A 12,186-nucleotide genomic window follows, 5' to 3' on the forward strand; every position below is an offset into this window, starting at 1 on the left:
CTTTATGGTATCGTATCAAGCGGGCTTTTCCGGCGGGCATATCACGCTGCCGCCCAGCAAGAGCGCAGCTCACAGGGCGCTGCTCTGCGCTGCCCTTTCCGGCGGGAATGTAACGGTGTCCCACATTGACAAGAGCAAGGATATGGAAGCTATGCTGAACGCTCTTCACGCGCTGGGCGTTCCCGCCGACTATGACGAAAATAAAAAATGCGTCGTTTTCAGCGGCAGCTTTCCCCAGCCGGGGCGCGGAGAAGAAATCAACTGCCTGGAATCCGGCAATACCCTGCGGTTTGTAACGCCTGTCGCGGCGGCTTTGGGTGGGGACTGGCTCTTTACGGGCAGCGGCAGGCTGCCCGAGCGCCCCATGTCCGTCTATCAGGAGCTTTTGCCCCGCCACGGCGTTTCCTATCAGCCGGAAAGCACGGAAGCAGGGAAAAACCTTCCTCTGCGCCTTTCGGGAAAGCTGCAGCCGGGCGTGTACGAAGTGCCGGGAAATATCAGTTCGCAGTTTATCACGGGCTTCTTATTTGCCCTGCCGCTGCTGCCTGGCGACAGCGAGATCGTGGTCACAACTCCGCTGGAATCTAAAGGATATATAGATTTGACCCTTTCCATCTTACAGGATTTTGGCATTGCCATCACTGAGACCGCTGCAGGGTGGATAATCCCCGGCAGTCAGACTTACACCGCCCATGATTACACGGTGGAGGGCGATTGGTCCCAGGCGGCGTTTTTTCTGTCCATGGCAGCGCTTTCGCCGGGCGGGGAAACGGTCTATCTGCACGGGCTGAACAGTGCTTCCGCCCAGGGCGACAAAGCCTGCGTGACCTGCTTTGAAAATTTTGGCCTGCACACCCACTGGGAAGCTGATGTGTTGGCTGCGTGGAACCCCAATGCCGGGAAAAAATTCGGCGGCTTGCACGGCACGGTGATTGACGCGTCTCAAATCAACGACCTCGTTCCCGCGCTGGCGGTCTGCGGCGCGCTATCCGAGGGCGAAACAAGGATCGTACATGCGGAGCGGCTGCGCTTCAAGGAAAGCGATCGTCTGGCGGCAATGGCAGAAGCCATCAACGCGCTGGGCGGCAACGCACGGGAGACCACTGACGGTCTTGTGATCCAGGGTGTGCCGGAGCTTCGGGGCGGCACAGCCGAGGGAAAGAACGACCACCGCGTGGTGATGGCGCTGGCAGCGGCGGCGCTGCGGTGCAGCGGAGAGCTTGCCGTGACCGATGAGCAGAGCATTCAAAAGACCTATCCAGGCTTTTTTGAAGATTTCAGGAAATTAGGAGGGATCGCCAATGTCGTCCATGTGGGGTGAAAGGCTTAAAATATCCATTTTTGGAGGAAGCCACACGGAAGCCATCGGTGTGACCCTGGACGGGCTCCCTGCCGGGGAGCAGATCGACTGGGAGGAAATCCTTGTCCAGATGGCGCGCCGTGCGCCGGGGCAGGACGCCACCGCCACCACCCGGAAGGAAGCGGATATGCCGAAGGTGCTGTGCGGGCTGCTGAACGGCGTTACCACAGGCGCTCCCTTGACTGCCATCATTGAAAATACGAATCAGCACTCCAAAGATTACGAAAGCCTCCGCGTGCTGCCCCGTCCCGGTCATGCGGATTACACCGCCTTTGTGCGGTACGGCAATCATCACGATGTCCGCGGGGGCGGGCATTTTTCCGGCAGATTAACAGCGCCCTTGGTTTTTGCCGGGGCGGTGGCAAGGCAGATACTTTCCCGCAGGGGGATCGTGGTAGGCTCTCACGTGGTGAGCGTGGGGCAGTCCCCAAAGGACGAGCTTTTCGATGGGGTAAATATTTCTCCGGTGTTACTTTCTCGCCTGAGCCGGGAATACTTTCCAGTAATAGCGGAACAGACAAAAACCGCCATGCGGCAGGAAATTGAAGCCGCCAGATCGGAAGCGGACAGCGTAGGCGGCATCGTGGAGTGCGCAGTGATTGGGCTGCCTGCCGGGGCAGGAAATCCCATGTTCGGCGGCGTGGAAAATCTGATTTCCTCCATTATGTTTGGGATCCCCGCCGTCAAGGGGGTCGAATTTGGCGCGGGCTTTGCAGCCGCGTATGCCTGCGGCAGTCAAAATAACGATTCCTTCTACTATGACGGAAAAGGCGCGGTGAAGACCCGCACCAATTCCGCAGGTGGAATTTTAGGAGGTATTACCAGCGGTATGCCAATTGTGTTCCGGGTGGCGCTGAAGCCCACGCCCTCCATCGGTCAGGAGCAGGACACTGTCAATTTGGAAACAAAGCAAAACGCCAAGCTGACCGTTTCGGGCAGACACGATCCCTGTATCGTGCCGAGAGCCGCCCCGGCAGTGGAAGCGGCGGCGTGTATCGCCTGTCTGGAGCTGCTGCTGGAAACAGGAATGTAAAAAAGATAACGATTCAGAAGCTGTAAACGAGTTTGCCGCAAGGAAAGGGAAGTGGTGAAAAATATGGAGCAAGCGGAATACGAACGGAAGCTTTCTGCTGTGCGGCAGGAAATCAACGAGATCGACAGCCAGTTACTGCCCCTGTTTTTGAAGCGCATGAAGTGCTCCGAACAGGTAGCGGCGCTCAAGCTGGAAGCCGGCGCGCCTGTGCTCAATGTCAAAAGGGAGCAGGAGATTCTGGACAAGGTTCGGCAGCAGGGCGGGGAGTACGGCTCGGAAGCGGCGATGCTGTACCATTCCATTTTGTCCGTCAGCCGGGCGAGACAGCATAAGCTGCTGTCCGGCGGGGAAGAGCTGCGCATTTTGGAGCAGACGGCAGTCCGCAGTATGCCGGAACGTCCCGAAAAAGTGCTGTGCCAAGGCGTGGAGGGAGCGTATTCCCATCAGGCGGCGCTTTCTATTTTCGGCGAAGCGCCCATCGCTTTTACTCCCACCTGGAAGCAGGTCTTTGAAGAGGTGAAATCCGGCAAGGCACAATTTGGCGTGCTGCCGGTGGAGAATTCCGCTGCCGGGTCCGTGACCGGGGTGTACGATTTGATTTTGAAATACCGCTTCTTCATCGTTGGCGCGGCAGCCGTCAGGGTAAAGCACTGCCTTGCCGCAGCCAATGCCGAAGTTCCCGTTAAAACAGTGATTTCCCACCCGCAGGCGCTTTCCCAGTGTGCGGAGTATATTGAAGAGCACGGCTTGCAGACCATGGAATTTTCCAACACAGCGGCTGCCGCCAAATATGTGGCGGAGGAACAGCCTGCCGGCGTTGCGGCACTTTGCTCCAAAGAAGCCGCGCTGCAATATGGGCTCTGCGTTCTGGAAGAAAACGTGCAGGACGAAAAAGACAATACCACCCGGTTTGTGGTGATTTCCAGAGAGCCTATTTTCCCGGAAGAAGCCAATAAGATAAGCCTTTGCTTCTCGCTGCCCCACAAAGCCGGCGCCCTGCACACGGTGCTGGCACGGTTCGCCATGTGCGGGCTGAATATGACAAAAATAGAATCCCGCCCCATTCCCGGCAAAGCGTTTGAATATGATTTTTATTTGGACTTCACCGGGAATATCCACGAGGAGGGGGCGCTTGATCTGCTGTGTTCCCTGCACGATGAACTGCCCCGCTTCTCTTTCCTGGGCAACTACAGCGAAAACGGAGGCGTCACTGCATGAGCATTCAGATGGTTCCTGTCAAAACGGAAGAGCAGATCGCCGACCTCTGCCGGATCGCAGAGCGCGTCTGGCATTTGACCTATGATCCTCTTGTCCCGGAGGGGCAGGTGGAATATATGCTGGACAAATTCCAGTCTCCCCATGCGGTAAAATCCCAAATGGCGGCCCAGAATTACCGTTACTACATGATGGTGATTGACGGGCAAAACGCGGGCTTTGTGGGATTTTCTCCCCGGTACGAGGGGAGAGAGGAAATGTTCCTCAGCAAGGTGTACCTGCTGCCGGAGTTCCGGGGGCGTGGCGCCGTGAAGGAAGCCTTTGCCCTGGTGGAAACGGAAACCAAAAAGGAAGGGCTTTCCAGGATCCGTTTGACGGTAAACAAGGGGAACGGCCATGCCGTGGCGGTATACGGGCATTACGGTTTTCATACGGTGGAAAAGGTGGAAACCGATATCGGCAGCGGCTACATCATGGACGATTTTATCATGGTCAAGGAGTTGTGAATTTTTCAGGCGCAGAGATTTTCTGCGCTTGCTTTTTTAGGAGGAATTGTGATGGGTGATTTTTTCAAAAAGCTGCGCTTCGGCTTTGAGCTTCACGGACTGTGCCTGTTCCTGCTCATCATGCTGCCGAATCTGATCTGGTTTGCCGTCCCGGCGCCAAAGGACGTTTTGCGGGCAGGTTCCGCTGTGCCCGGCTGGGACATGGCGGGGTCTGTTTTTCAGGTGCTGCTTTTTACATTTCTGTGCCTGCTGCAAAATCAAAGTGCCGGAAAGCTGAAAGAACGAAAAAGGTCGCTGTTCGGTTCGACCATCTGCTGCCTGTGCTACTATTTTTTGTGGGCGCTGTACTATCTGGGAATTGTTTCTCCCGCCGTGCTGCTGGGGCTGTGTCTTGCGCCCTGCGGCGCGTTCCTGTTTTTTGCATGGAACAGAAAAAACGGACCCGCCTTTTTCGCGGCGGCGCTTTTCACCCTCTGTCATTTTGTTACTACTCTCTGCAATTTTATTTTGTGAGGGAAGAAGCATTTTACCTTAAATTTATTGACTTTTTCTGGAAACATAGTAAAATATAACTAAATATATTATCCGATTGGAGTGTGCACTGCATGGACATCAAAAAACTTGTTTCCGAAATGACTCTGGAAGAAAAGGCTTCGTTTTGCTCCGGCTCTGACTTTTGGCATACCCGTGGTCTGGAGCGGCTGGGCATTCCCGCCGTTATGGTGACGGACGGTCCCTGCGGGCTGAGAAAGCAGGCGGGGGAGACGGATCATCTGGGGCTGAACGCCAGCGTCAAAGCAATCAGCTATCCTACCGGCTCCTGTATCGCGTCTTCTTTTGACAGGGCTTTGATTCGGGAATCCGGCGAATATCTGGGAGAGGAATGCCAGGCGGAGGACGTGGCGGTCCTGTTGGGACCCGCTGTGAACATCAAGCGCTCCCCGCTGTGCGGGCGTAACTTTGAATATTTCTCAGAAGACCCTTACGTGGCGGGGGAAATGGCGTCTGCGTATATCGACGGCGTACAGAGCAAGAACGTCGGCACCAGCATTAAGCATTTTGCCGCAAACTCTCAGGAGCACCGCCGCCTGACCAGCGACAGCGTGGTGGACGAGCGGACGCTGCGGGAGCTCTATTTCCCGGCGTTTGAAAAAGCCTGTAAGAAGTCCCAGCCATGGACCTTTATGTGCTCCTACAATAAAGTGAACGGCACCTATGCTTCCGAGAACCATCGCCTGCTCACGGAGCTTCTCCGGGACGAGTGGGGCTTTGAGGGCGCCGTTGTGAGCGACTGGGGCGCTGTCAACGAACGCCCTGACGGCGTGGCAGCAGGCTTAGATTTGGAAATGCCCGGTCCCGGCACCTTTAACACCCGGAAGATCATCGACGCTGTGAAAAACGGCACGCTGGACGAAAAAGATGTGGATACTGCCGTGGAGCGTGTGCTGAAGTTCGTTTACAACTATTTGGAGCACAGGGACCCCAACGCGAAGTTCCATTATGAGCGGGACCATGAGAAAGCCCGCCAGATGGCTGCTGAATCCATGGTCCTGCTGAAAAACGAGGGGGATATCCTGCCCCTGCCCAAGGAAAAGAAGGTTGCGTTTATCGGCAAGTTCGCGGAAAAGCCCCGTTTCCAGGGCGGCGGCAGCTCTCATGTGAATTGCTATAAGATCGTGGGCGCTGTAGAGGCGGCTCAGGGTTTGAACGTGACGTATGCCGAGGGCTATCCCACCGATACCCAAGCCCCCAACGACGATATGATCGCCGAAGCGGTGGAAACTGCTAAAGCGGCGGACTGCGCCGTGCTGTTCGTGGGCATTACCGACGCCATGGAATCCGAGGGCTTTGACCGCAGGGATATGAAAATGCCCGCCTGTCAGGAAAAGCTGGTGGAGGAAGTGGTCAAGGTACAGAAGAACACCGTCGTGGTGGTCCATTGCGGCGCTCCCATTGAAATGCCGTGGATCGACGACGTGAAAGCCGTGCTGTATGCCTATTTGGGCGGCGAAGCCGTGGGCAGTGCCACCGTGGATATCCTCTTTGGCGATGTGAACCCCAGCGGCAAGTTGGCAGAGACCTTCCCGATCCGCTTGGAAGACAATCCTTCCTACCTCTACTATTTCGGCGAGGGCGACCGCACCGAGTACCGGGAAGGCGTGTTTGTGGGCTATCGCTACTATGACAAAAAGAACCTGCCTGTTCTGTTCCCCTTTGGGCACGGGCTCAGCTATACGAAATTTGCCTACAGCGATCTGACCTTGGACAAAACCTCCATGAAGGACACCGACACTTTGCAGGTTTCCGTCAAGGTCAAAAATGTGGGCAGCCGAGCGGGCAAGGAGATCGTACAGCTTTATGTGCAGGACAACGAAAGCAGCGTGATCCGCCCTGTCAGGGAGCTGAAGGGCTTTGAGAAGGTAGAGCTTGCTCCCGGCGAGGAAAAGACCGTCAGTTTTACGCTGGGCAAGCGTGATTTTGCCTTCTATGATACCGAGCTTGCCGATTGGCGGGTAGAAACCGGGGAATTTACCATCTCTGTCGGGAAATCCAGCCGTGACCTGCAGCTTTCCGCCACCGTTCAGGTGGAATCCACCACCGTGCTGAAAAAGGTGTTTACTTTGAACAGCACCATCGGCGATATCATGGCGGACCCCAAGGGCGCCCAGATTTTGGGTCAGGTCATGCAGTCCATGATGCCTGCCGCTCCCGAGGGAGAAAGCGCTGCCGGAGATATGTTTGACGACGAGGGCATGAAAGCGATGATGAATTCCATGCCGATCCGCGGCGCCGTGATGATGGCTGGCGACAGTGTGACGCCTGAAATGCTCCAGCACCTGTTAGACGCTTTGAATGCGTAATTGCCGAAAATTTTCTTCATAATTCCTTTCTAAAAGCCCCGTTGCTTCTCAAAAAAGAGGCAATGGGGCTTTCTTTGCGAAAAAACGACAGACTTACTGTGACAAACTTCCGAAGCAGGGTGACATAAAATAGAGCTGTTTCAGAAAGGAGAAGTGAGAAACGGCTTTGCGGCAGGGCAGAAAATTTTATGGAATGAAAAATTTGCCCCAGGAATTGGAATATTTTCCAAAATTCTGCCAAGGCTAAAAGCGAAGCCAAATTTTTACAAAGGAGAGAGCACATGAAGAAACGAATTTTTTCGCTGCTGCTGGCAGCAGCCATCGTGATAACCGCTTTTCTGGCAGGGGGTCTCCCGGTGTCCGCGGCAGGGCTGGGCGACCATATCACCGTGACGGGCTTTGACCCGGATACGGACTATATGCTGGCAATGCAGCGGGCGCTGAACGATGGAAGCACCTACGCGCTGCAGATCGGCGCGATCTATGAACAGCAGCGGAACCTGAAAATCGATTCCCTGAAGATGCCGCAGAAAAAGACGTACTATTTCAGCAACTATACCACGGCGGAACAGATCAAGTCTGCCATGCAGGCAGATAAAAAGCCCAAGTATACCCAGGAAGACCTTGACCTGCTTGCCCGGGTCATCTACGCCGAGGTGGGCTGCACCTGGATTCCCGATTGGGTGCAGCGAATGACAGGCAGCGTGGTGCTGAACCGGGTGGAAAGTGCGTACTACCCCAATACCATTCGGGACGTCATTTACCAGCCGGGGCAGTATTCTCCCACCTGGGACGGCTCCATCAATAAGAAGCCGGACGCGCGGACCATCGCAAATGCCAAATACCTGCTGGAAAACGGCAGCATCTGCCCTAAAAACGTCATCGGGCAAAACTCCATCATAACCGGCAGCGGCGTGTACAAAAGCTACCACGATTCCGTGCTGGGCACTACCGTGTACTTCTGTTATATGTAATATAAGATGTTCCTCCCAAATAGCAGAATCTCCGCTGAGAAGCAACAGCTTCCAAGCGGAGATTTTGTCTTATTCCTTATTCCCAATCGCAGCTGGAAACGATAAGCCCGGCAAGCTGTTCCAGCACCTCTGCGTCTTCCGCTGCAAAGCGGGCAGGGCAGGGGCTGTCGATATCCAGAACGCCCAGTACATTGTTATCGCCGCTTAGCAGGGGAACAACGATTTCCGAACGGCTGGCGCCGTCGCAGGCAATGTGCCCGGGAAATTCATGAACGTTCGGCACCACCAGGGTTTCTTTCCTTTCCGCCGCTGTACCGCAGACCCCCTTGCCCAGCGGAATATGGATACAGGCGGGTTTTCCCTGAAAGGGACCCAGCAGCAGTTCCCCGCGCTTCATCAAATAGAACCCTGCCCAGTTTAGCCTGTCCATGCTGCTCCAGAGCAGGGCAGAGAGGTTCGCGAGATTCGGGATCAGCTCCCGCTCTCCTTCCAACAAAGCCTCTGCCTGCCGAAGTAATAGATCGCCCTCCATGAAAAACCTCCTTTTCAGGCACACGTTGCGTTTTTATCTTTGTTGTGGTTTGTTGTGAAAATCAGGTCAACAGCTGCACAAAAACAAAATCGGTCACGGGTTTCCCAATTGCTTCAGCCGCCGCAGGGTTTCCGCAACAGGAAGCCCCACGATATTGGAATAGTCGCCGCAGATGGACTGCACCAGCGTAACGCCTTTCCCTTCAATGCCGTAAGAGCCTGCCCGCCCGCGGGATTCTCCCATGGCGACATACTCCGCGATCTCTTCCTCGGTCAGGGGATAAAAGGTGACCTGCGTAACGCTGTGGAACACCTCCTGCTTTGTGCCGCTGAGCAGGCAGACCCCGGTGAAAATTTCATGCGTTCTGCCGGAAAGACGGCGCAGGGTGACTTTCGCGTCCTCATCGTCCGTGGGTTTTCCCAGGATCATGCCGTCAATGCTGACGACTGAATCTGCGGAGATCACGGTGCAGTCCGGGCAGAGCTGGAATACCGCCCTGCCCTTGCGCTCCGCCAGGCATTCCACCGTCTGGGCGGGGGTGTACCCGGCAGGGACATTCTCGTCTACGCCGGATACGCGCACGGTAAATTCCACCCCGGCGCGTTCCAGCAACATTTTCCGGCTGGGAGAAGCCGACGCCAGAACCAGTTTCTTATTCATCGCCAAAGCCATCGGGGTTCATCCTCTGCCAGCGCCAGGAATCGGCGCACATATCGTCCAGCGTTTTTTCAGCCTTCCAGCCCAGCTCCTCATATGCCTTGGTGCAGTCCGCGTAGCAGGCGGGAATATCTCCGGGGCGCCTGCCGTCAATCACATAGGGGATATCTCTGCCCACAGCTTTGGAAAAGGCGTGGATCATTTCCAGCACGGAATACCCGGCGCCCGTGCCGAGATTGTAGACTTTCAAGCCGCAGTTTCCCTGCTCAAAGAGCTTCAGCGCCGCCGCGTGCCCCTTTGCCAGGTCCACCACATGGATATAATCTCTTACCCCCGTGCCGTCAGGCGTGGGATAATCGTTGCCGAACACATGGACCTTTTCCCGTTTTCCTACAGCGGTCTGGGTGATGTAGGGGACAAGGTTGTTGGGAATGCCGTTGGGGTCTTCGCCGATCTTCCCGCTTTCGTGAGCGCCTACCGGGTTAAAATACCGCAGCAGGATCGGGTTGAATTCCGGGTCCGCGTGGGCGCAGTCGGTCAGAATGCGTTCGATCATGACCTTTGTGGTGCCGTAAGGGTTGGTGGTGGAACCCGTGGGGAAATCCTCCCGAATGGGCACGGAAGCCGGGTCGCCGTATACAGTGGCGGAGGAGCTGAACACAAAATTGTGTACCTTGTGCTCTTTCATTACCTGTAACAGCGTCAGGGTAGATTCCAGATTGTTCTGGTAGTACCGCAAGGGAATGGAGACGGATTCTCCCACTGCTTTCAGCCCGGCAAAATGGATCACCGCGTCAATATGCTCCTTGGAAAAAATCTCCTCCATCTTTTCCATGTCGCACACATCGCATTCATAGAAGGTAACTTTTTTCCCGCTGAGCTCTTCGATACGGTCAACAGCTACCCGCTTGCTGTTGCACAGATTGTCCACGATCACCACATCGTAGCCCTGTTCCAGCAGGACGATACTGGTATGGCTGCCGATGTACCCCGCGCCGCCGGTCACTAAAATTTTCATATGGACCTTCCTTCCTCTCAAATGAATCATGTTTTGGGCGATTGCCCGTGTTACACCCCCATTATAGGAAATCCCTCAGGAAAATACAAGAGAATCCATAAAATAAGGCAAAATACTGCTAAAGAAGCGCAAGATAAGAAAAGTTTTGCCAGTTCTATGGCTTGCATTCCTACTCTTATCTATAGTAAAATAAGCGCCTACGGCGCATCTTTTATTGAAAGGGCGTGATCCAATGGAACAGCGGCTAAAAGAAAAAATTGAGTGCATGGCGAAGGAAATTTCCACCGCCCTGTGTTCTCCTGCAACTTTTTACCTGTATGGGTCGCTGATTTTGAACGATTTTCAGCCCGGCTGGAGCGATATTGATTTTCTGTGCCTGACAGAAGCTCCTCTTTCACAGGCGGAAGCGGAAAAGCTTTGCGATTTTCGCCAGCAAATGCGGGAAAAATATCACGATCCCGACTATCGGCTGTTTGAGGGCGCGATTTTGTGGAACGACGCTTTCTGGAAAGGGGAACCCACCACGGCTGTGTATTGGGGCACCAGCGGGCAGCGTATCCGCTCCGAATATTCTCTGGACTGCTTTTCGCTGTATGAGCTATTGACCTCCGGCGTCGTGGTGCTTGGAGAGGATAAGCGCGGGGAAGGAGAGCTTCCCGGTTTTGAAGCGCTTCGCGCGGGCGTGGCAGCTCACTATGAAAGCATTCGGCAGCACGGCGCGGAAACGGGGGAGAGCCTGTACTCCTGCGGCTGGCTTTTGGATATTGCCCGGTGCCTGTACACGTTGGATACCGGGAAAGTGATCTCGAAAACGGAGGCAGGCATCTGGGCGAGGGAAAAGAAGCTCTGCCCGAATCTGGAAACGCTGGACCGTGCGCTGATTTTGCGGAAAAATCCCGCGTTGTTTCAGGAAAATGAGGACTGGCGGCACTGGTGCGGCGCCATTCAGGAGGATATTGAGCGCTTTGCCGACGTTCTGGAACGGAAGCTACAACTCACGGAATGAGGGAAGCATAAAATTGGAGTTTTTCGGTAATTTCCCGTCAGCGGGTTAAACGGCAGCCTTTTCGTACATACTACTTTCACCATTTTGGCGGAGGTACCGTATGAGTAAAGAAGGCTTGATTTTTTTGACAGGGAGCTGTGCATATCCCACTTTGGAAATGATCTGGCGGGGCAGGACCCACTATTCCATGGCGCTTGCCGGGGGTGTGTGTCTCTATCTCATCAATAAGGTGTGCTGTGAAAAAATGCAGGGAAAGCATATCTCGTCCCGCTGTGTGGCAGGTTCGGCGATCATCACGGGGGTAGAGCTTGCCACCGGGCTGGTGTTTAACGATTTAATGGGCTGCAACGTGTGGGATTATTCCAATATGCCCATGAATATCATGGGGCAGGTCTGCCTGCCATATTCACTGCTGTGGTGCGGGCTTTCCCTGCCTGCCATGGCGCTGTGCGAGATATGCAAAAAAACGCAGTTCTGAAATAAAATTTGTGTTCATGTCAAAAAAAGGATTGACATTTATAGGGGCAGTGTGCTAACATAATATGCGCACTGGGATACGGAGAGGTGTCCGAGTGGTTTAAGGAGCTAGTCTTGAAAACTAGTGATCCCGCAAGGGACCAAGAGTTCGAATCTCTTCCTCTCCGCCAATTGTTTATTAAGCTACATATGAAGCGATAGATTTTCACCATGGAGAAGTACCCAAGTGGTGAAGGGGCTCCCCTGCTAAGGGAGTAGGTCGGGAAACTGGCGCGAGGGTTCAAATCCCTCCTTCTCCGCCAAAGAGCACAGGGACAGCCAAAAGGCTGTCCCTGTGCTCTTTCGATGTATAGAGGGATTTGAACCCGAGAGGGGTGAGCGCGTCCCGGTGGGACGCTGGTGCGAACTGACCGAGCCGACAGGCGAGAAGAGCGCGTCCCGGTGGGACGCTGGTGCGAACTGACCGAGCCGACAGGCGAGAAGAGCGCGTCCCGGTGGGACGCTGGTGCGAACTGACCGAGCCGACAGGCGAGAAGAGCGCGTCCCG

Annotated in this window: 12 protein-coding genes and 2 tRNA genes; 11 read left to right on the forward strand and 3 right to left on the reverse strand. The window is 54.9% G+C overall.

Annotated features, from left to right (window positions below; all coding sequences use genetic code 11):
- Positions 1-4 precede the first annotated feature (4 nt).
- The 7 genes from aroA to AB8996_RS06800 all read left to right on the forward strand — a co-directional run bounded on the left by aroA (position 5) and on the right by AB8996_RS06800 (position 7,949).
- Positions 5-1,321: a 3-phosphoshikimate 1-carboxyvinyltransferase gene (gene aroA / locus AB8996_RS06770; RefSeq protein ID WP_369298214.1), complete on the forward strand. Its 1,317-nt coding sequence runs from the start codon at positions 5-7 to the stop codon at positions 1,319-1,321.
- Positions 1,302-2,393, forward strand: coding sequence for a chorismate synthase (gene aroC, locus AB8996_RS06775; RefSeq protein WP_369298215.1), 1,092 nt, complete (start codon positions 1,302-1,304; stop codon positions 2,391-2,393). The genes aroA and aroC overlap by 20 nt, the downstream gene beginning before the upstream one ends.
- A 63-nt stretch (positions 2,394-2,456) precedes the next feature.
- Entirely contained in the window at positions 2,457-3,611 is a 1,155-nt protein-coding gene (locus AB8996_RS06780) for a bifunctional chorismate mutase/prephenate dehydratase (protein ID WP_369298216.1), read from the forward strand.
- Positions 3,608-4,114, forward strand: coding sequence for a GNAT family N-acetyltransferase (locus tag AB8996_RS06785; RefSeq protein WP_369298217.1), 507 nt, complete (start codon positions 3,608-3,610; stop codon positions 4,112-4,114). The genes AB8996_RS06780 and AB8996_RS06785 overlap by 4 nt, the downstream gene beginning before the upstream one ends.
- Positions 4,115-4,165: 51 nt before the next feature.
- Entirely contained in the window at positions 4,166-4,627 is a 462-nt protein-coding gene (locus AB8996_RS06790) for a hypothetical protein (RefSeq protein ID WP_369298218.1), read from the forward strand.
- 92 nt (positions 4,628-4,719) lie between these two features.
- A complete protein-coding gene (locus AB8996_RS06795) occupies positions 4,720-6,975 on the forward strand; it encodes a glycoside hydrolase family 3 C-terminal domain-containing protein (protein ID WP_369298219.1) in 2,256 nt (751 codons plus the stop codon).
- A 281-nt stretch (positions 6,976-7,256) separates the two neighbouring features.
- A complete protein-coding gene (locus AB8996_RS06800) occupies positions 7,257-7,949 on the forward strand; it encodes a cell wall hydrolase (protein ID WP_369298220.1) in 693 nt (230 codons plus the stop codon).
- Between the two features lie 76 nt (positions 7,950-8,025).
- Here the strand turns inward: AB8996_RS06800 and AB8996_RS06805 are convergent, their stop codons facing one another.
- The 3 genes from AB8996_RS06805 to galE form a co-directional block, all read right to left on the reverse strand.
- Positions 8,026-8,481, reverse strand: coding sequence for a GAF domain-containing protein (locus AB8996_RS06805; RefSeq protein ID WP_369298221.1), 456 nt, complete (start codon positions 8,479-8,481; stop codon positions 8,026-8,028).
- A 93-nt stretch (positions 8,482-8,574) separates the two neighbouring features.
- The gene (locus AB8996_RS06810) at positions 8,575-9,141 is read right to left on the reverse strand and encodes a nucleoside triphosphate pyrophosphatase (protein WP_369298222.1); all 567 of its coding nucleotides are present in this window, start codon (positions 9,139-9,141) and stop codon (positions 8,575-8,577) included.
- Positions 9,134-10,156: a UDP-glucose 4-epimerase GalE gene (gene galE, locus AB8996_RS06815; RefSeq protein ID WP_369298223.1), complete on the reverse strand. Its 1,023-nt coding sequence runs from the start codon at positions 10,154-10,156 to the stop codon at positions 9,134-9,136. Before galE ends, AB8996_RS06810 begins: the two co-directional genes overlap by 8 nt.
- Positions 10,157-10,421: 265 nt before the next feature.
- On the opposite strand from galE, the gene AB8996_RS06820 reads away from it, so the two are divergent.
- The 4 genes from AB8996_RS06820 (at position 10,422) to AB8996_RS06835 (ending at position 11,941) form a co-directional block, all read left to right on the forward strand.
- A complete protein-coding gene (locus tag AB8996_RS06820; protein WP_369298224.1) occupies positions 10,422-11,162 on the forward strand; it encodes an aminoglycoside adenylyltransferase domain-containing protein in 741 nt (246 codons plus the stop codon).
- A 100-nt stretch (positions 11,163-11,262) separates the two neighbouring features.
- Positions 11,263-11,640: a hypothetical protein gene (locus AB8996_RS06825; RefSeq protein WP_369298225.1), complete on the forward strand. Its 378-nt coding sequence runs from the start codon at positions 11,263-11,265 to the stop codon at positions 11,638-11,640.
- 80 nt (positions 11,641-11,720) lie between these two features.
- A tRNA-Ser gene (locus AB8996_RS06830) sits at positions 11,721-11,809 on the forward strand.
- A gap of 42 nt (positions 11,810-11,851) precedes the next feature.
- Positions 11,852-11,941, forward strand: a tRNA-Ser gene (locus tag AB8996_RS06835).
- Positions 11,942-12,186 lie beyond the last annotated feature (245 nt).

Source organism: uncultured Neglectibacter sp. (assembly GCA_937958185.1).
Lineage (GTDB): Bacteria > Bacillota > Clostridia > Oscillospirales > Acutalibacteraceae > Acutalibacter.